This is a genomic window from Pullulanibacillus camelliae (assembly GCF_014642655.1).
Lineage (GTDB): Bacteria > Bacillota > Bacilli > Bacillales > Sporolactobacillaceae > Pullulanibacillus > Pullulanibacillus camelliae.
Genome location: NZ_BMIR01000023.1, coordinates 33,446 through 53,990, shown reverse-complemented (window position 1 = coordinate 53,990; position 20,545 = coordinate 33,446). Strand labels below are relative to the sequence as shown.

At 41.3% G+C, this 20,545-nt stretch carries 18 protein-coding genes; 13 read left to right on the top strand and 5 right to left on the bottom strand.

What is annotated here, in order from left to right:
* Positions 1 to 32 precede the first annotated feature (32 nt).
* Positions 33 to 404, bottom strand: coding sequence for a hypothetical protein (locus IEW82_RS17355; protein WP_188697689.1), 372 nt, complete (start codon positions 402 to 404; stop codon positions 33 to 35).
* A gap of 481 nt (positions 405 to 885) precedes the next feature.
* On the opposite strand from IEW82_RS17355, the gene IEW82_RS17350 reads away from it, so the two are divergent.
* Both IEW82_RS17350 and IEW82_RS17345 read left to right on the top strand, forming a co-directional pair.
* Positions 886 to 1,053, top strand: coding sequence for a hypothetical protein (locus IEW82_RS17350; protein WP_188697685.1), 168 nt, complete (start codon positions 886 to 888; stop codon positions 1,051 to 1,053).
* A gap of 246 nt (positions 1,054 to 1,299) precedes the next feature.
* The gene (locus IEW82_RS17345) at positions 1,300 to 2,802 is read left to right on the top strand and encodes a malate:quinone oxidoreductase (RefSeq protein WP_188697681.1); all 1,503 of its coding nucleotides are present in this window, start codon (positions 1,300 to 1,302) and stop codon (positions 2,800 to 2,802) included.
* A gap of 904 nt (positions 2,803 to 3,706) precedes the next feature.
* Here IEW82_RS17345 and IEW82_RS17340 read toward each other — a convergent pair.
* Positions 3,707 to 4,132: an organic hydroperoxide resistance protein gene (locus IEW82_RS17340; RefSeq protein WP_188697700.1), complete on the bottom strand. Its 426-nt coding sequence runs from the start codon at positions 4,130 to 4,132 to the stop codon at positions 3,707 to 3,709.
* Between the two features lie 537 nt (positions 4,133 to 4,669).
* Between IEW82_RS17340 and IEW82_RS17335 the strand changes: the two genes are divergently transcribed.
* The 9 genes from IEW82_RS17335 (at position 4,670) to IEW82_RS17295 (ending at position 12,103) form a co-directional block, all read left to right on the top strand.
* Positions 4,670 to 5,257, top strand: coding sequence for a BglG family transcription antiterminator (locus tag IEW82_RS17335; RefSeq protein ID WP_188697677.1), 588 nt, complete (start codon positions 4,670 to 4,672; stop codon positions 5,255 to 5,257).
* A gap of 10 nt (positions 5,258 to 5,267) precedes the next feature.
* Complete coding sequence (locus IEW82_RS17330; RefSeq protein WP_188697674.1) at positions 5,268 to 6,770, top strand: BglG family transcription antiterminator; 1,503 nt, start codon at positions 5,268 to 5,270, stop codon at positions 6,768 to 6,770.
* 34 nt (positions 6,771 to 6,804) lie between these two features.
* Positions 6,805 to 7,248 (top strand): PTS sugar transporter subunit IIA, encoded by a 444-nt coding sequence (locus IEW82_RS17325; RefSeq protein WP_188697650.1) that lies wholly within the window; start codon positions 6,805 to 6,807, stop codon positions 7,246 to 7,248.
* Positions 7,245 to 7,511 carry a PTS sugar transporter subunit IIB gene (locus IEW82_RS17320; protein WP_188697648.1) on the top strand — a complete coding sequence of 89 codons (267 nt, stop codon included), beginning with the start codon at positions 7,245 to 7,247 and terminating at the stop codon, positions 7,509 to 7,511. The genes IEW82_RS17325 and IEW82_RS17320 overlap by 4 nt, the downstream gene beginning before the upstream one ends.
* A gap of 27 nt (positions 7,512 to 7,538) precedes the next feature.
* Complete coding sequence (ulaA, locus tag IEW82_RS17315; RefSeq protein ID WP_188697645.1) at positions 7,539 to 8,840, top strand: PTS ascorbate transporter subunit IIC; 1,302 nt, start codon at positions 7,539 to 7,541, stop codon at positions 8,838 to 8,840.
* Positions 8,841 to 8,919: 79 nt separating this feature from the next.
* Positions 8,920 to 9,912: a phosphotriesterase family protein gene (locus IEW82_RS17310; protein WP_188697641.1), complete on the top strand. Its 993-nt coding sequence runs from the start codon at positions 8,920 to 8,922 to the stop codon at positions 9,910 to 9,912.
* A gap of 15 nt (positions 9,913 to 9,927) precedes the next feature.
* Positions 9,928 to 10,668, top strand: a complete 741-nt coding sequence (locus IEW82_RS17305) for a creatininase family protein (protein WP_188697638.1) — start codon at positions 9,928 to 9,930, stop codon at positions 10,666 to 10,668.
* Positions 10,637 to 11,362, top strand: a complete 726-nt coding sequence (locus IEW82_RS17300; RefSeq protein ID WP_373285735.1) for a KDGP aldolase — start codon at positions 10,637 to 10,639, stop codon at positions 11,360 to 11,362. The genes IEW82_RS17305 and IEW82_RS17300 overlap by 32 nt, the downstream gene beginning before the upstream one ends.
* Before the next feature lie 6 nt (positions 11,363 to 11,368).
* Entirely contained in the window at positions 11,369 to 12,103 is a 735-nt protein-coding gene (locus IEW82_RS17295; protein ID WP_188697633.1) for an SIS domain-containing protein, read from the top strand.
* 103 nt (positions 12,104 to 12,206) lie between these two features.
* On the opposite strand, the gene IEW82_RS17290 is transcribed toward IEW82_RS17295, so the two are convergent.
* From IEW82_RS17290 to IEW82_RS17280, 3 genes are all read right to left on the bottom strand, one after another.
* A complete protein-coding gene (locus tag IEW82_RS17290; protein ID WP_188697629.1) occupies positions 12,207 to 12,875 on the bottom strand; it encodes a DedA family protein in 669 nt (222 codons plus the stop codon).
* Positions 12,876 to 13,862: 987 nt separating this feature from the next.
* A complete protein-coding gene (locus IEW82_RS17285; protein ID WP_188697627.1) occupies positions 13,863 to 15,461 on the bottom strand; it encodes an APC family permease in 1,599 nt (532 codons plus the stop codon).
* A 470-nt stretch (positions 15,462 to 15,931) separates the two neighbouring features.
* Positions 15,932 to 17,260 carry an MFS transporter gene (locus IEW82_RS17280; RefSeq protein WP_188697625.1) on the bottom strand — a complete coding sequence of 443 codons (1,329 nt, stop codon included), beginning with the start codon at positions 17,258 to 17,260 and terminating at the stop codon, positions 15,932 to 15,934.
* Between the two features lie 513 nt (positions 17,261 to 17,773).
* Here IEW82_RS17280 and IEW82_RS17275 point away from each other — a divergent pair.
* Together IEW82_RS17275 and hisD are read left to right on the top strand one after the other, a co-directional pair.
* Entirely contained in the window at positions 17,774 to 18,766 is a 993-nt protein-coding gene (locus tag IEW82_RS17275; RefSeq protein ID WP_188697621.1) for a LacI family DNA-binding transcriptional regulator, read from the top strand.
* A 188-nt stretch (positions 18,767 to 18,954) separates the two neighbouring features.
* Positions 18,955 to 20,235, top strand: coding sequence for a histidinol dehydrogenase (hisD, locus tag IEW82_RS17270; RefSeq protein WP_188697618.1), 1,281 nt, complete (start codon positions 18,955 to 18,957; stop codon positions 20,233 to 20,235).
* Positions 20,236 to 20,545: the final 310 nt, after the last annotated feature.

Genomic DNA, 20,545 nt, shown 5'->3' with positions numbered 1-20,545 from the left:
ATCGTTTCAACTCCTTGTTGGGTTTTGTTTGGTCACTTACCTATTCGGAGTTGCCGATGGCTTTTCCTCTTTTCTATTTTTGCGAACTTAATTATACGTGATCGAAGACCCACTGCAGTAATAATTAAAAGAAAGCCTAAGATATCAATAACAATAATTTTTAAACCAGTGAAATAACCAAGAGTAATAAGTAATATACCGTTTACTAAAGTTGACAGTAATACAGCAATAAAGTTGTTTTTTAGATTAGAGGTAAGGGTTAATCTTCTTGGTGCGTCATAAATTATCTTTAATCTATTTAATGTATCGGTATCTAACCCCCTTAAATAATCAATGACTTCCTTATCCTCTTCCATAGTCTTTAATTCTAACTCTTTAACAATAGAATTTATATCTTTACTCATACTAAACTCCCTTATTTTTTATTTCCTCTATTGTACCAATATACATCGATACATCCAAAATCACAGCAGAAGATATATAATATTCTGGGACATGAAAGTGAATACCGTTTGTTCCTAAAAGATCAGAAAATGGATGGATTAAAATACTTGTCTAAATAAAATAAAGAGATTTCAATAACAATTCTTCTACATACATTTATTTTATGACTGCCATAGCTTGATTAGCTTTGTACTCCGAACCATATATTTTTCACCGTCTTTACCATAGATAAGTTGATTATGAGTTTAAAAAAACTAATTTTCTTACCTATTCTTTTTGGCGTAATAATTTTACAGAGACCTTTTTTTCTGTATGCCCTTTTGTTGTATCCCCATTGGGGTGTCTATAATTTTAGAAATAATTTCCTGCCCTTGTACCAAGCATCAATCATCGCCTGATTCTAATTTTGAGCACGATACCCCCAATTGATGCAGTTAGATTATGGGCACAAAATCACAAAAAAGTATAGAAGAAGTATTGATTACTACGGCTATTGTCGTTGCGACTGTAGGAGCCCTTCTTTATGGAGGTGAGATAATCGTTGCAATAGCATCGATATTTAAAGGGTTACAAGTTGCCGCTGTAGCGATATTAGGGCAATCCTCTTAATGCTTTGGAGATTGCTCTAATCTGTTGTGGTAAGTGGAAGGACTTCACACTTTTTTACCTGCTTCAAATAGTTTATAATTATTAGAGGATAGTAGATATTTTGATCTATAGATAAACTTTAATATATTAAAGTGATATAATTGCTACAGATAAGGTGTGTTCCAAGGCGACGCCTTGCTTTTTTGTGAGGACTTAAGCATGAGCGTCTGCTCTTTTTGCAAATATAGGCGATAAGGAAGGTTTATTATGAGCAGCATACAGACAAAAACAGACGTTATCTTAATTGGTGCTGGAGTCATGAGCGCGACTTTGGGATCATTACTGAAAGAGCTAGCACCGGAGTGGGAAATCAAAGTATTCGAAAAGCTGGCAAAGCCAGGAGAAGAAAGCTCAAACGAATGGAATAATGCGGGGACAGGGCATTCCGCGCTGTGCGAGCTGAACTACACGGTTGAAAGGCCCGATGGGTCCATTGATATTAGTAAAGCAATTAATATTAATGAACAGTTTCAGCTTTCAAGACAGTTTTGGTCTTATCTTGTTAACAGTGACTTGATTCAAAATCCAGAGGATTTTATCATGCCGCTGCCTCACATGAGCTTGGTCGAAGGGGAAGAAAATGTTGCCTTTTTAAAGAAACGATTTGAAGCGTTGTCAAATAATCCCCTATTTCAAGGGATGGAATTTTCCGATGACCCTGAAAAATTAAAGGAATGGATTCCATTGATTATGGAAGGTCGGACAGTAAATGACCCCATAGCGGCAACCAAAATCGATATTGGAACGGATGTCAACTTTGGAGCGTTAACCCGCATGTTGTTTGAGCACTTACAGAATCAAGGGGTTCAAGTGAACTACAAGCATAGTGTTAAGGATATTAAGCGGACGAGTGATGGCTTGTGGGAAGTAAAGGTACGCAATCTCAATAGCGGTTCAGTAGAACGCCATACGGCCAAGTTTGTTTTCATTGGCGGCGGCGGTGGCAGTCTGCCTTTGCTTCAAAAAACTGGTATTCCTGAGTCTAAGCATATTGGTGGATTTCCAGTAAGCGGATTATTTATGGTTTGTAACAACCCTGAGGTTATCGAACAGCATCATGCTAAAGTATATGGTAAAGCAAAGGTCGGCGCGCCTCCAATGTCTGTACCGCACTTAGATACAAGATATATTGATAATAAAAAATCGTTGTTGTTTGGCCCATTTGCTGGTTTCTCACCCAAGTTTTTAAAAACAGGATCTTATTTTGATTTGATCGGCTCAATTCGACCGAATAATGTGTTAACGATGCTTGCTGCGGGTGTAAAAGAGATGGCATTGACCAAATATTTGATCCAACAAGTGCTGTTGTCCAATGAAAAGCGCTTGGAAGAATTACGTGAATTCATTCCAGAAGCCAAGGCAGAGGATTGGGATATCGTCGTCGCAGGTCAGCGTGTACAGGTCATCAAGGATACTGAGGCAGGTGGCAAAGGAACCTTGCAGTTTGGTACGGAAGTTGTAACAGCGGCTGATGGGTCTGTAGCCGCATTGCTTGGAGCTTCTCCAGGGGCTTCGACAGCGGTTCATGTCATGCTTGAGGTCTTAGAAAAATGCTTCCCAGATCGTAAGAAAGAATGGGAGCCAAAAATAAAAGAAATGATTCCTTCATATGGCGTATCACTCATGAAAGATCCAGAGCTTTTGCATAATGTTCAGGCTTCATCTGCGGAAGCACTCGGTTTAAATAGCAATAAGTCTCTCTCTAGATAAGAATACAGGATGTCATTCAAAACCTTTAATCTGTTTTTGGGATTAAAGGTTTTTCTTAAAAGAAAGTATAAAATTTCTGGTCATGAGGACGGTGCGCGATTCCGCTCCAGGCTGCTCGCCGCGCTACGGGGTCTTATCGATCTCCCACTTCCCGCAGGACTTTAGTCTCCGCATCATGAGTCAGCGGCGCTCGAGGAACACACGATTTTAGAGTGTTCCTCGAGCGCCTTGCGCTCCCAGCCACTTGACCAGGCAATGAAGCCTCTTTCATATTGGATGATGCTCTGTACCAATCCAAGGACTTGGCACGCTTTTAAGCCTGGTTTTTCTTGAATTTTGGGTTATCAATGGAATGGGATTGTGCTTGTTTCCGCTCTAGGCTGCTTGTTTTCCGCATGCCTGCACAATTTTTTCTATTAACATGATATAGCAAGATGAAGTTTTCAAATTGCGACCTGCACGAAACAAAAGAGTGATGAGGTGAACAGAGGATTCCCTCGAATGAACGAAAGCGAGGATCGTTTTAACATAGGGTACCTTCAACATAACGAAAGACGTTGCAACGAGCGGTGCTCTTATTTAATCTTTCACTTAAACAAGGGATACGGGTGCCCTTTTCTTAGTGCTCTTATAATAAAGCGGCTGAGTAGAAACAGCAGCTATGTTTTTTAGGTGGGGAGTACAGATGCTATTTGAAAAGGAAAAATCCGCTGCCCTTTTGAAGGCAGCGGAAGCATGGTAAAACAAGTTTTCTATTTTTGGAATCTATATGAAATGGGTTGCACCAAGCTTTGTTAATTTGTGTATACTCTGGAACTTCCCCAATATTGTCAGGGAAGATTTTTTGTGATTGGTGCTCCCAGCATTTTTGAGTATTCCAATGCAAAAGAATTAAATGTAGAATTTAAGCTTCAACTTCTAGTGTCACGTCAATATTGCCTCGGGTTGCTTTTGAATAAGGGCAGAACTCATGGGCTTTATGGACAAGATCCTCTAATACAGATTTTTCAATCCCTGTTCCCTTAACATGTAAAACAACGCCAATCTTAAAGCCACCATCAGACTCATCCTTCAATAGACTTACATTAGCGGTAACTTCAGAGTCAAATTTCACTTTTTCTTTACCTGCCACCAGTTGAAGTGCGCCATCAAAGCAAGCAGAGTAACCTGCGGCAAACAATAGTTCTGGATTGGCTGCATCAGGTAATTTTTTAGCACGCGGTGTGCCAGGCATGGCTAGATCAATATCGATAACTCCATTTGGAGACTTCACGTGTCCTTCTCTTCCACCTAAAGCTGTTGCAGTTGATGTAAATAAAACGTTTGACATCATCCATCGCTCCTTTAAATTTTTTCATTTCAGTTTATAGGCTAGCCTCGATAGCCTTATAATACACCTGGTTATTTATATTGTCAACAATTTAATTTCATTAAATTATATTTCGTAAAATATAAATGGGGAAAGGGTTGATTGCACCTGTTAAACGGGCCCCTTGGCAAAGGGAATATAAACGCTCATATCCTGGGAGTAGGGGATGTTTAAACAAATTCTAGTTTATAATCAATGTTTATATCTCTATTCCACAATTTTGGGTTTTTGAATCAGAGTAACCTGAGATAAAGAGAAAGAAGTGTTCTGAAGGAGCAATACATTTACTTAAGCGTGGGGGGAGTCCGTGACCCTTTGGCGCACGGTCCAATCTTGCACGAGGGAATGAACAAAATTTAGTCCCGATTTTGCACAAAGCGCGGGGCGGTATTTGGTCTCCACATTTAATGGATAACGGGTTATAGTATATTCAAGCAATTGCTAAAAGAATAAAAATACTTTTTTGTACACACTCTGTGCAAAGGAGGTATTTGTCTAATGTCATTAGATCAGCGCAGTACTGCCATCCTGTCCTATTTAATTAAAGCCGGGACCTATGTTAAGGCGGAAGAATTGGTTGAGAAGTTCAATATTTCTAGAAGAACGGTTTATTACGATATTCGCAAAATCAATGATTGGTTAAAGGAAAACGATATTTATCCAATACAGAATGTTCGCTCTGCAGGTTTCCTTCTTGAAAAAAGAGCAGCAAGAGAGGTACCGAATAAACTAGAGACCTTGAGCACATGGCATTATGATTATTCCGTGAAGGAGCGCAAAGCATGGCTGGCTATTTATTTGATGGCCCGGGATCGGCCATTGTATCTTGAGCATCTTACGGAAAAAATTCGTGTCAGCCGCAATACGACACTTGAAGATTTAAAAGGCTTAAAGGCAGAGCTGGAGCGCTTTCACTTAAAGTTAGCGTTTGAAAGAAAATCAGGTTATGTAATTTTGGGAGATGAAGAGGATAAACGCAAGGCTATTGTCCATTTTCTTCAGCATGTGCTACCTAATGGAGATTGGCAGGCCTTTTTATCCAAGATTCCAATGCGTTTAAATACAGATAGACGCATTTACTTTTGAGAAATTAACAGTGATTCAGCAAATTGTCGGAGAAAGTGAACAAAAATTAAATATACAGTTTACTGATGAGATTTTGTACAGCCTGTCCTTTCGGCTTTTATTATTTTGTCGACGGGTCGCTCAGGGCAAGCAGATTACCATTGATCCCATTGAGAAAAACGTGTTGCGAGAAACAGAACAGTATGAAGCGGCCCAAAGAATCGGTGACAGACTTTCTGCACTTTTTGATATTGATTTGCCTGAGGATGAAATTTTTTATATTACGCGGCATCTGCTCAGCTCACGTGTGCAATTTTCAGAGGGATTGCCTGCGAGAAACAGCAGTGATTCAGAGATTCTTGCAAAGGTCACCACACAGATGGTGACTGATTTTCAAAAGTATGCCTGTGTTTACTTTACAGAGCGGCAAGAGATCGAGGAAAGCTTGCTCCTTCATGTTAAGCCAGCCTATTATCGCATTCGCTATGGCTTGGAGTTTGAAAGTGGTCTAACCGAGTCCATTAAAGAAAAGTATCATGATATTTTCTTGTTAACCAAGAAGGTGATCGCTCATCTTGAGGCGGTTGTTGGCAAGGAGGTCAATGAAAATGAGGTTGCCCTTATTGCCATGCATTTTGGTGGCTGGATGACAAAAGTAGGAGCCAAGCCTGCCACTCGAAAGAAAGCGCTTCTTGTTTGTACAAATGGAGTGGGAACCTCTAGATTACTTTTGCACCAATTGGAGGGACTATTTTCAACTATTGATATCATTGGGAGCGTTTCTCTAAGAGAATATGAAAAGCAGGACCATGAGGTTGATTTTATTGTCTCCACCATTCCGCTAGAGGAAAAAGATAAGCCTGTTTTTGTGGTTAATCCCATTTTAACTGAGGCGGAAATGGAAAGCTTATTAAAGAAAGTGAATGTCCATTTTGATAAGGATTCCAAGCAAAGTCCTTCGATTGAGGCATTGATGGAAATTATTCAGAGACATGCAAATGTATTGGATAAAGACGTGCTTCTCCAAGAGTTAAAACATTATCTTTATAAACCTGAGAAAGTCGTGAAGGAACTTGGAAAGCCTTCTTTAAGCAGTATCCTGCAAATGAAGTATATTCAATTGCAAGATGAAGCGGCCGATTGGAAGCAGGCGATACAGCAGGCGGCAGCGCCCTTGCTTCAAGACGGGCTCATTACTGAAGCCTATATTCAAACCATGATTAGCAATATCAATAAGATGGGCCCCTACATTGTGATTGCCCCGAAAGTGGCGATTCCACATGCGCGCCCAGAAGATGGGGTCAACAGTCTGAGCATGAGCTTGCTGCGGCTCGCTAAGCCTGTCCCATTTTCGGAACAAAGGAACCATCACATTCAAATTGTGATGGTACTCGCAGCCATTGATGGAGAAGCTCATCTCAAAGCGCTGTCACAGTTAACATCGATGTTCTCAAATCCAGAAAATGTTCAAAAAATCTTATCGGCAACAACTTCAGAAGCTATTTTTGATCTCGTCAATGCCTACTCCATGTAAGGAGAAGCTATTGCAACAGTGAGGGGAATCCGGAATGAAATTTTTAGAGAAGAATCTTGTTGAATTAGACGCAGCTGTTACCTCTCCAGATGAAGCCATTCAAACGGCGGGGAACCTGCTCGTTGAGGAAGGCTTGGTAGAGGAACAGTACGTGGAGGCGATGGTTCAGTCCTACCATAAAAATGGTCCATATTTTGTCCTTGCTCCGCAAATTGCACTGCCACATGCACGCCCGGAGGATGGAGTTAAGGAAGCATCCGTTTCCTTTTTGCGGCTCATGCATCCGGTCCGTTTTGGTAGCGCTGTTAATGATCCGGTGCATCTCGTTTTTGCTCTCGGGGCTTCTTCTAGTGACGAACATCTCGAGATTTTACAAAAATTGATGGCATTATTAAACAATCCAGAAAACGTGAAGAAGTTAATGGAAATGACAGCCTATTCCGAAATGGAAAGCTTACTAGGGGGAATTCATTCATGAAAATTTTATGTGTATGTGGATTAGGGCAAGGAACAAGCTTGATTTTACGAATGAATGTCGACACAGTATTACGCCAAATGGGCGTTCAAGCAGATGTGGAGAATACCGATGTATCCAGTGCATCAAGTGAAAGACCGGATCTTATCATTACGAGTAATGAATTAGCAGAATCATTAGCTGGACATCCTTCAACAATAGTCATTGTTAACAACTATTTTGATTTAAATGAGATAAAAGAAGCACTAGAAAGCCATTTTAGTTAATTATTTTCTTACTTAGGGGGTCAAGCGATGCAAGTATTGACTTGGATTGCCAATAATATATTTGGTGTGCCGGCGTTTCTAATTGGGATTATTGTAGTACTCGGTTTGGTCTTACAAAAAAAGACATTGAGTCAAACGATTACCGGTACCTTCAAGGCGATGATCGGCTTTCTGATCATCAATGCTGGTGCCAGCATCATTACAGGGGCGTTAAATATTTTCCAGCCTATGTGGGCAGAAGTTTTTGGATTAAAGGCAGATAGTTTAGGTCAGTACATGGGCCAAACAGCCTTTAATGTGAAATTTGGTTCTGCTGTTACATTAGCCATGTTTTTAGGCTTTTTAATCAACGTTTTATTGGCTCGGTTTACGAGGTTTAAATACATTTATTTGACAGGACATATCATGTTTTGGACAACGACCATCTTTGCCGGGGTCATTGTTGAAGCTGTCGGTCCGAGCCATGTTTCTCTTATCAAGTTAGTAGCCTTCTTATCGATTTTCATGGGTCTGTATTGGACGTTCCAGCCTGCCCTTGTCCAACCCTTTATGAGGAAGGTAACAGGCGGCAATACCATTGCATTAGGGCATAGCTCTGCAAGTGTTGCCATTCTTGCTGCTTTACTTGGAAAGGTCTTTGGCAATAAAGCGAATGATTCAGAGAAGATCAAATTACCAAAAGGGCTCGAATTTCTGAGAGATTCCAATGTCATTACGGCATTAACCATGGGTGTGCTCTTCTTTATTGGTGCTATCATCATTTCTATAAAAGGAACACCTGGCTCTCATGCTTTGATCAAGCAAGCTGCAGGACAAAACTTTCCGATGTATTCGATCATTCAGTCCTTCACCTTCGCCGGAGGAATCGCGGTTGTCTTACTAGGTGTAAAGATGTTTATCGGGGAGATTGTTCCAGCCTTTAATGGTATCGCTACCAAAATTGTGCCTGGTGCCGTACCTGCACTTGATTGCCCGGTGGTCTTTACCTTCGCGCCCAATGCTGTCATTCTTGGATTTTTAGGGGCCTTCTTTGGTTCGTTAATTTGGTTGGTTGTTATCGGCAACACTGTTTCTTATGTTTTTGTACCAACGATGATCGTGCTGTTCTTTCACGGTGCGACCGCGGGTGTATTTGGTAACTCGACGGGTGGTGTAAGGGGAGCGTTGATTGGCGGCTTTGTCACATCAACCATTGTTGCTTGGGGGCAATATTTTATGGTTCATTTCTTAATTGGTACGACCATCCCAGATACAGCGATGTGGGCAGCTGATTCAGATATGTTCATTCTTGGGCCAATTGTGAAGATCTTTGCTCACCTACTCTTTTAATCTTATAACCTAGCATTAAGTTTAGGGCAGATTCTTGCCCTATTCCTTTTTAAACTTGCTTATATGGAGGACGATCAACATGAGTTTTATTCGGACATTAAAAGGTGATATCCAGCCAGGAGAATTAGGATTTACGTATTCCCATGAACATATCGTTTGCCGTCCAGCGTATTGGGCAGAGCGAGGCGAGGATGATCTTTTGCTCGATGATAAGGAAAAATCACAACTGGATGTGCAGGATTTTAAAAAGTATGGCGGACGGTCAATTGTGGATGCGACTGCCGTTGACTATGGCCGTGATGTTCAAGCGGTGAAGGCTATTTCAGATGAACTAGATCTTCATATTGTGGGGACAGCCGGCTTTAATAAGAGCTTTCTATGGGATGCCCAAATTAAAGAAGAGCTCAAGCCAATTATCGGAAATTATACAACATATGCTGAGTGGATCGAGAAGTCCAGCATCAATGCTTTAACGGAATTTGTCATTCGTGAGGTAGAAGAGGGATTGGAAGGAACGCCCTTCAAAGCGGGACAAGTGAAATTTGGCACAGGCTATAACCGTATTACCCCTTTAGAGGAAAAAACATTACGTGCTGTTGCCCGGGCACATCATGAGACGAAGGCGCCTATGCATTCGCATACGGAAGCAGGAACCATGGGGCTTGAACAAATTGAGTTATTAAAGAGTGAAGGTGTCGATCTTCAGTATATGAGCTTCGGTCATATGGATCGAAATCCCGATCCCTATTATCACGAACAGGTGGCTAAAACCGGCGCTTTTTTAAGTTTTGATGGGATTGCCAAGATCAAATATGCTCCAGAAAGCACACGTATTCAGTGCATATTAGAGCTTGTTAACAAAGGTTATGAGGATCAAATCCTTGTCAGCGGCGATACGGCTAGAAAGACGTATTATAAGCATTATGATCACGGTCTAGGTCTGGAATATATCATTGCTAAATGGGTGCCACGCTTTATAGATGATGCTAACCGTCAAGGCTTTGATGGGGAGAAATTAATTCAGAAATTTTTCGTTGATAATCCAGCACGATGCTTTACTTTTAAAAAATAAGGGGAGGGCACCATCATGATCTTTCAACATGAAAATTCATTTGATGTCAAAGACAAGATTGCTCAAAGCTTAGTCGCCATATTACCGATTGGAGCTGTGGAAGCTCATGGTCCTCATCTGCCACTTGGGACGGATAACCTGCTAGCAGAGAGGTTATCCGAGCGGGTGGCTGCGCAAACTGGAGCTTTTGTTCTGCCGACGTTGCCCTATGGTCAAGTCTGGAGTTTAAAAAATTTCCCGGGAAGTATTACTATCACAAATGAATCATTGATCAGTTTTATTTATGATATCGGTGTGAGTCTGTATGAACAAGGCTTTCGTGTTTTTGCCATGATTAATGGACATTTGGGGAATGCCGTTGCCATGAAGGAAGCAGCGCGCAAGCTTTTTGCTGAGTTTCCTGATTTTAAGCTTCTTTATCTTTTTTATCCGGGAGTGAAACAGGTTACAGAGGAGGTCAGGGAGGCAAAATCCGCACACTCAAGTTACTTCCATGCCTGTGAAATTGAAACATCCTACATGCTGTATCTAGCAGAGGACTATGTGGATATGGCAAGGGCACTTCCAGAGGATCCACAAATCCCAATGAGTGCTGATGTGACGCCCACCCCCTGGGAAACGTTCACTTCCACGGCTGTGCTAGGTGACGCTACCCTGGCAACACGAGAAAAAGGGGAAAGAATTATTGAAGTAGCCATTGAAAATATGATTAAGCTGATTGAGGGTGCCAAAGATGCATTTAAAGCAACTGAATAAATGGGATGGATTTTTACTTTTTAATTTTCTTGCAAAGGATAAACAGAATGCGGAAGAAATTTTAGAAGCGGGAAAGGGCTTTGTTGTTCCCGGTATTGTTTCCTCCGATTTTGCTCACCCAGAAGAGGGGATCGAACATGTCAAAGCATTAAAAGGGGTGGCCCCTGTTGTCAGTATTGGTTTAGGGGACAATGGCAATCCTGCCAACTGGGAAAAGGTCCTGCATATTGCTGCAGGCTCTGACCCAGGACATCTTAATCAACCCTTTGAAAGATCAGGCTATGCGCAGGGCTATTTAAAAGCGAAAGGCCTTGATCAGCTTGTCAACGGCCTCGTTGCACCGGCGGGTAGAGTGGGGTACATCAAATTAGCGAACCATGACATGAAGGTTGAGGATTTTGTGGACTTGGCAGTTTCTATGAATGTGGAATCGATCAAGTTTATGCCGTTAAAGGGACTGACTCATTTAGAAGAGCTGGTCTACTTATGTAAGGTCGCGGCGGCAAAAGGCATCCCCTCGATAGAGCCTGCAGGGGGAATCTCAGCCGATAATATTGTAGCTATCGTCACTGCTGTTCGTGAGACGGGTATCTCCATATTCATGCCACACATTTTTGGTTCAACCATTGATAAAGTAACGGGGAGAACCATTCCAGAAGAGGTGGAGAAAATAGTCAGCTCAGTTAGGGGGTAGGAAGCCATGTTATCACAATACTTTGATATAGCACGAGAAAAGATTAACGCTGTTGAAAAGCACGAAATGAGTCGGTTGAGAGAAGCCGCTGAAAAAGTAGCAGACGCTATTCAAAAGAGCGGTATTATTCAACTGTTTGGGTGTGGACATTCACACATACTAACCGAGGAGGTTTGCTATCGTGCAGGTGGCCTCGTTCCCATTCACCCTATTCTATATGAACCCTTAATGCTTCATGAGGGAGCTCTACGTTCCTCACAGTTGGAAAGGGAAAATGGTTTAGCGGCTAAATTTATGAAGGATCAGGATATTCGCAAGGATGACGTTCTATTTGTTATTTCAACTTCTGGGCGTAATCCTGTTCCTGTTGATGTGGCGCAAGCAGGAAAAGCGGCGGGAGCCTTTGTCATTGGCATCACATCATTGGAATATTCTCAAAGTCAGCCCTCGCGACATAACAGTGGCAAGCACTTATTTAATTCTGTTGATCTAGTGATTGATAACTATTCAACAAAAGGAGATGCTGCTCTATCGTATGATAAGGTGAGTGTCCCTTTTGGCCCAACGTCAACGGTTGTCGGCGCAGTTATTATCAACGCTATCTTAGCAGAGGCCGTCACCATCTTGGCCGACCGCGGCACCGAGCCACCTGTCTTTTTAAGTGGAAACATAGATGGTGCGGACGTCCACAATCAACGCTTAGTAGAAAAGTATCGGGGTAGAATACCCTTGCTGAAGTGACTTTTACAGCCTTGTGTAAATGCTTCAAACGCCATCCCTTGGATAGGGGAGGGCGTTTTTCGTCATCCTATTAGAGAAACAAATAAAAAAGCGGCCACAGGGATTATGATTCTGTAACTTCCGTGGCCGTTGTGACTTTTTTGGTATATTCAATGATAAAGGCAATTGCTGGGGGCACGAGGCTGAGCAGTGTAATGCATAGCAGTGAAATAAACATATGGCGCTGTACCCAGGCGATATTACCAATCAGATAACCTGCGCCTACCCAGGTAAAGGACCATATAGCTGCACCCGGTGCATTGTATGAAATAAACCGTTTAAAAGAGTACCCAGTGAACCCGCTGATGAAGGGTAAGGTAGTGCTGAGTAAAGGTACGAAGCGGGAAAACATAATCGCAAGCTTGCCGTACTGAGTTAAAAAGGCGTCCGTTTTATTAATAGCATGTGGCGAGATAAATTTGTTTATAGAAAAGGATGTTTTACTTTTATGAAGCTGACCTACAAGTTTACCAATCAAATAGTTTTGGGCATCGCCGGCCACCGTCGCAAGAAAAAAGAGCACAAATAGAATATGAAAATGGAGCTCTCCACTGGCTGCGATAGTCCCTCCAGCAAATAAGGTGGCATCCCCCGGTAAAAAGGTTAGAACGACATAAGCGGTTTTGGCAAATATAACAATAAATAAAAGAATGTAGATTTTCTTTCCAAAGAGGGTGATGTATTGAGGCAGCTCTGTATTAATGGTGTTAATGATGTGAAAAACGTCATGCAAGAGCATGCAACCTCCTTTATCCTTCCTGATAAAGCCATTTATTCCTAATGCACCCGGTGATCTAAAAGTGTTTTAAAAAGGAATCGTTATCAGTTCGCTATGGCTCTTTAGACTGAAGTCGAAAGTCACTGCTTGAAACCAATAGTGATGAGGTTGCCTCAGGAAATCCTGCAAACAAACCTGATGACACAAGGCATTGTGCAGGAGTTACCTGCTTGCAAATAAGTCTAAAGTGCTAATGTCTGACTAAATTATAGCAAATGCCTAGATTAACTCAAGTGGAAAAGACAGTAAATGTCAGGTTTTTGTCAAAATGGACGGTAACAAAAGCTTTTACATCCTATTACGACCTGACACTTTTTATTCATGTACATAATAAGAATACTCCCAGTAAAGTCATTAAAAGCCCGTTTTTTAATGATCGGTCTCATAAATCAGTTTGAGGTACATAGCACAGAGTGGGATACTTGTAATGGTTATCCTGCTTATCTTCATTCTGCACGATGGATTGATCAATTTAATCAAGGGGAAGGGCTGAACTCACAATAAAAGGCACTTTGACCAGTTCAATTGATGGGTCTCTAGCACTTTTTCTGGCGAATCAAGGTATAAGGATGAATGCAGTAGCGACTAGGCCTACTTGGACACCGCTTATTCCTTCACCCTTTACAGCAGAAAGGGTTATGTGTCTTGGAACCGAGGTTCCTATGGGGTGACCTGGACAACCTTTGAATTAGCTCTATTTATGTATTGCTTGTTTCTGATGATTCTTATTATATTTCAGGCCAAATCGTTTTCGCTAATGGCAGTTCAGTTGGAACATGACATGGAAGAAATAGTGAAAAGAGGCTGCTCATTCGAGCAGCCTCTTTCTGTTATCCAGCTAAATGTGATCGCAAGAACGGTTAGGTTCTCGTTTTGGTTTTTGTCATCCTGTATTTGTAGCGGCCTTAACCTGTGATTTTCTAGATAAAAGTTGCTTTCTTTTTATCGACCAGCATCCATTTCACCCTGATTTGGCTGATAGCCATTTTTCAGGTCCTTTGTTAAGTAGCCACTGCGGATACCCCAGAAATAGAAAATTAAAGCTGATATAATGATGATGATGAAATCCCAGCCGTAAGGAATGATGTTATGACCGTGGAATTTTGAACTGCCGATACAAGAAATGAAAGCCATGTAGATCAGATAGATCACTAGCCAAAGTCCAGCCTTTAGATCCTGTCCAAATCCCTTCCAATTGGCTTTGGCTTGGTAGAAGAAGTAAATCGGTAAGCCAATGACCATGATCAAGGTGACTTTACCTGTGAGCGGCCATTGCGCCCAGTAATAGATCAAGGAGGCCATGATAAAGGCTATTGGTGCGATGATTTGCATACCCTTGATCTTGAGCGGGCGGTTGACGATATCATCACCGTAACGTCTGAAGACCATGACAGAAATCGGGCCTGTAACATAAGAAATTAAGGTCGCAACAGATATGACTGAAGCAAGTGAGCCCCATCCCCTAAACAGAAATAAGAAGATAAAGGAAACGACAAGATTGAGCCACATGGCTGCACGTGGCACGCCAACCTTTGGATTAACAAAGCCAAAGACCTTTGGGAAATAGCCATTGCGCTCCATCCCATAGATCATCCGTGCTGTGGTTGCAGTATAAGTCATTCCTGTTCCTGATGGAGAAACAAAGGCGTCAGCAAACAATAGAAGGGCCAGCCAGTTCAATCCCCATGCTAAGGCAAGGTCCGCAAAAGGAGAATTTAATTGAATATGCTCCCATCCATGAGTTAACATATCTGGCTTGACTGCACCGATAAATGCAAGTTGTAAAAGAATGTAGATCACACCGGCCATAAGAATTGAGCCAATAACAGCGATGGGAATAGAACGCTGTGGATTGCGGGCCTCTCCAGCCATATTAACAGGGCTTTGGAAGCCGTTAAAGGCAAAGACAATACCAGAAGTTGCGATAGCGGTTAAAATGCCAGCCCACCCATGTGGCATAAATCCGTTGTAATGGGTGAAATTCTTGCTGTGAAAGCCAGCGATTAAAAGTCCGAGGATGGTTAATCCCGGAATAATAAATTTGAAAATCGTAATAGTGGTATTGACGCGAGCAAAGAGCTTAACGGTGAAGTAGTTAAACAGGAAATAGACAACGACCAAGACCGCTGCGATCAGAAGTCCTGTGGCTGATAAGTCCTGTCCGTTGTATAACGCCTTTGCCCAATCGAACGGCCAGGAGCTCATGTATTGCGCAGAGGCCTCTGCTTCAACTGGAATAACGGAAACGATTGCAATCCAGTTCGCCCAACCAGAAATAAATCCTGTTAACGACCCGTGGGAAAACTGTGCATAGCGCACCATACCACCTGCTTCTGGAAACATGGTTCCAAGTTCTGCGTACGTGAGTCCAATAAACAGTATGATGAGTGTGCCTAAAATCCATGCAATAAGAGCGGCTGGTCCGGCCACCTCAGCAGCTCTCCAAGCTCCGAATAACCATCCAGAGCCAATAATAGAACCCAGTCCAGTCATAGTTAAGGCAAACGTTTTAATATCTCTTCTCATGTTGTTATTATTCATTAATTCACCTCTATAACTTTTTAAGATATAAACCTTGTTATATAATTTTAGCATTGATAGTGAATCTCTTGCATTTGAAATGGATTGGTCGAAATGTTTAAAAAATAACTATAATTATGACGATTAGACTGGGTTGGGATATAAAAAAGGGGTAACAATTCCATTATATTATATGAAATAGAGTCGTTGTAAAGCAAATTTTGTTATATGTGCCTTTGAACATAAAAATCATACTTTATGCACGGTAAAATGGTAGGGAAATAGTCTGCAAATAATAAGGAGAGGCTCTTTTTTAACGATGCGCATTAAAAAGAGGTAGAGTCTATTGTTATTGTTATTCCCCTTCATATACAAAATAAAAGCAGTGTCCATGAGAAGCTTCCCGTGGAGACTGCTTTTAGCACGGCCATTGTTGGTCAGCTTTGCTCAAGCATAGTGCGGACAATGGCTCTTCATGCTGTCATCAATAATTAATGATTGTGTTTAGCAAGTGGTTGGGAGGCAGCTTTATGGGACTGATGAAATTGAACCATTTTTTCTTGATCTCTCTTGACATGGTACAGGAGTAAAAAGAGAATGAGACAGGTTAAAGTTATGCCTGAGGCAGTAAAGACAGCAGGTGTGAAAGTGCCTGTTTTTTCTAAAACAAATCCCATTAAAATTGGCGAGAGAATACCCCCAATATTTCCTATAAAGTTAACAAAACCACTCACATACCCAGCGCCTTTTTTGCCTGCAATCTCTGCTGGTGCAGACCACATGGGACCGAGGATGGACATAACAAAGGCGTAGCCTAGTGACATTGCAGTAACAGAGCAATACATATTGGTAACATAAGAGGCGACAAATAAAGCAATTGTTCCTAAAATAAGTCCGGAGGAAATCACCCATTTTCTGGCCTTAACAGAATCCATTCCTCGGTCTACTAAGCGCCGAACGAAAGCACCTGCGCCTAAAACTGTAAATAGCCCGAAAATATAGGGCTCCATTCCTAATATCCCCATTTTACTTAATGACATATGATATTTTTCACTCAAATAAGAAGGGTACCAGGTCAGGAACATAAAATTAATAAAATCCAGTCCAAAATTTGCGATGCCAATTGACCATAAAGTGGGAAGCTTTGTTAATTTCCAGAAGAATCCTTTCGGTGCCGGGGTATCATCTGAGATGTCAACTTGATCACTTTGAATCCATTTTAATTCAGCTGCACTGACCTTCTTATCTTCTTCAGGATTATCCTTCACAAAGAGATAGAAAAAGATGCCTAAACAAGCAGCGATAAGTCCTGTGATAATAAAAGCAACTTGCCAGCCCCAATGAATGAGAATGAATGAAACGATAGGGGGCGATACAGCGGCGCCGATTACGAGCCCTAGATTTTGTAGAGACATGGCTTGAGAATACTCTACTCGAGGGAACCAGCGGCTGAGTAGGACCGATGCTGCAGGCCAAGTGATAGCTTCGGCTATGCCAAAAGGAATACGGAAAAAAATCCATGCGCCATAGGAAGTCGCTGTTGTTGTCAAAATTAAAATAATAGCCCAAGCTAGAAGTCCATAAAGAAAGGTTTTACGGGGTCGGAGCCAACCAGCTATAAAACCAGCGGGGATTTGGGCGAGAGCATATGCCCATGAAAAGGCACTCAATATAACACCCAGTTGTATCGGTGTAATGTGTAATTCCTTTGTAATGACGGGAGCTGAGACGGAAAGATTCGTTCTGTCTAGATAACTCACTGTAGTAATTAAAAATACTAAGAACATAACCATCCAGCGGACCCTGCCTGCTTTAACCATTTTATTCACCTCAGTTTATAGAAATATAGCCTCTTCTTGCTGACTGTGTCCAATATACTCATAGATTTAATCTGTAAGTGCTTTCTTTTGTTTGTAAGTCAATAAATCCTGCACTGTTATCGGTAGCATTTTTCTCTCAATGCAATGACCGTGCGTGTGTCGGGAACAAGGTGCTTCTTAATCTTCAATCTAACACTTTTGAATACGTATTCATAATAGGTGAAAAAAATACCTTTTTTCTGATTTGTTAACCCCCTTTATTGGTTGTGGCACTATTTTATTTTGAATACGTATTCATTAATTTTGTTATAGATTACCCATTCCTGTTTAATTTGTCAAGGGATATAGAAGTGCTTGTACATAAAAGGGAAAAGGAAGTTATCCATTTTGCTTAAGATTATTATATAATGAGAGAAGATAGTTGTGTTGCTAGAGCAGGGTTTGATTACTTGTTCCATTGGGACTATATATTACTTGAGAGATGCGGCAATAATCTTTGAAAGAGGTTGTGAAGTGATCGTGAGAAAAGGAGTTACAGCTAAGGACGTGGCCAAATTAGCAGGAGTTTCCCAATCCACGGTATCTAGAGTGTTTTTCGAAGGAGCTATGGTTTCAGAAAGGACCAAAAAGAAAGTATTAGCTGCTGCTGAGGAATTGGGCTATGGTCCAAATGAATTCGCGCGCAGTTTAATAACAAACAGGACAAAAATTATTGGACTGGTCATGAAGGGTGTAAAAAATCCGTTTTATCCACATGTTTTAAAGGAATTTGCTACGGCCTTTAAACGCTTGGGCTATAGTATTTTGTTTGTCCACACGAACAATGATGAAATTCAAAAGGATGACATAATGACCCTTTTAAACTATAAAGTAGCGGGAGTTATTATCACAGATGCCACCTTGTCTTTAAAGGTGACGGAGGACTTTAAAGCAAATAAGATCCCACTCGTCTTTTTTAATCGCAAAGCGGGAATGAAGGATTTCTTCTCTGTTTGTACAAATAATTATGAAGCGAGTCGACACATTGCTGAATTTTTAATCCAAAAAGGTTGTGAGGACATGGTGTATATATCAGGAAATCATGATACTTCAACGAGTAGAGAACGGGAAATGGGGTTTGTAGAAGTACTAAAGAAGCATCATGTTCATTATAAAAAATATACATCGGATTACACGTTTGCCGGCGGGTACACAACCGGACAACAAATGGTCACTGAAAATAAGGTCCCCTCGGGTATTTTCGTTGCAAATGATATTATGGCATTAGGCGTGTTAGGGGCCCTTCGGGAAAATGGTATATCTATTCCTGAAACAACAAAAGTAATAGGATTCGATAATATTGACATGTCGGCTTGGCCGACAAACAGCTTAACAACTTGGGAACAGCCCATTGTTGAAATGGTAGAGCAAACCGTGCGTTATATGATGGCGGAAATCAAAGAATACTCAGGTGTATCAGGAAATATAGAAGTACAAGGAAGATTGGTTGAAAGAAAAACAACTTAGTTTGGCATTTTAGAAGGGCTTATAACTCCTGATGCGAGAGAGAAAGCTTTGTTTGGATAGACCCAACATGCGCTCAGTTGAAGGAGTTTTCTTCAAAATCAAAAATTTGCATACGTATTCATCATGTGGTATGGTGTAATCGTATTCAACAAAATTGTATACGTATTCATTATGGAGGAGGGCTTACGATGAAGGTTATAAAAGCAGGTACATCTAAAGAGGATGTCTCCAAAAAGGATGTAGAGATTTCTAAAATTGTATCCGAAGCCATTAAAGACATTGAGAATCGCGGAGATAAAGCGGTAAGGGAGTACTCGGAAAAATTTGATAAATGGTCTCCAGATTCCTTTCGGTTATCTGATCAGCAAATCAAGGAAATAGTCGAAAAAGTACCTCAAGATGTTCTTGATGATATAAAATTTGCTCAGCATAATATTCGTAAATTCGCAGAAGCGCAACTGGCATCTTTAAATGATATTGAAGTGGAAAATAGTCCGGGAGTCATTTTAGGGCATAAAAATATTCCAGTGAATAGTGTGGGATGTTATATTCCAGGTGGGCGCTATCCCATGGTTGCCTCCGCACATATGAGTGTCTTAACAGCTAAGGTAGCAGGAGTTAAACGAGTGATAGCTTGTACACCACCGATCAATGGAGAGATTCCCAACGCAACAATAGCGGCGATGTACTTAGCGGGAGCGGATGAAATCTACTTATTAGGTGGTATTCAGGCCATGGCTTCAATGGCAATTGGCACTGAATCCATAAAGCCGGTCGATATGATTGTTGGCCCTGGTAATGCTTTTGTTGCCGAAGCCAAACGCCAATTATATGGACGTGTAGGAATTGACTTATTTGCAGGCCCAACTGAAACATTGGTGATCGCCGATGAAACGGCAGATGCCGAAATGATCGCAACAGACCTTTTGGGACAAGGCGAACATGGTCCGACATCGCCCTGCGCACTGATAACCACTTCTGAAGCTCTAGCCTATGAAACTATTAAAGAGATTAAGAGACAGCTGACGGTATTACCAACGGCCGACGTTGCAAGCATCTCTTGGAATGATTATGGTCAAATATTGCTTGTCGAGGATATTGAAGAGGCTGTGGCAGAGGCTGATAAACTTGCCTATGAGCATGTTGAGGTATTGACAAAGAATCCGGATTACTTCTTAGAGCATATGACCAATTATGGCTGCCTTTTCTTGGGTCCGGAAACAAATGTAGCCTATGGGGATAAAGTGATTGGTACAAATCATACTTTACCGACAAAAGGAGCCGCTCGATATACAGGTGGGCTTTGGGTAGGGAAATTTATCAAAACAGTAACCTATCAAAAGGTCACCCCTGAAGCCAGCGCTTATATTGGTGAATATGCCGCAAGATTATGCCAGCTTGAAAATTTTGCAGGCCATGCGGAGCAGGCACTTCTGCGCGTAAGACGCTATTCAAAGGTGAAGCATTAAAAGTAAGTGTGTGAGCATTTGTAGGGTTAAAACCTGAAAGATAGAGTGGCATTTAATGCACTGCAAGGTTTTAGATCAATGGGAATGGATTGACACAAAAGAATTGAGATGTATTCTAAGTCAAATGGTTGAACTTGAATGATACGATAGGGTGCTTGGAACGTGGAGAATATCACCGATTCCGACACCCTTATTATGGTGTTATTGCTGATACGTTGTTTTCTAAAGCAGTTATGTATTCATAAAATCATTCAAAGTGAATACATTGGTATCAATTAGACAGTGCTGATAGTTATTTTACAAATTCGAA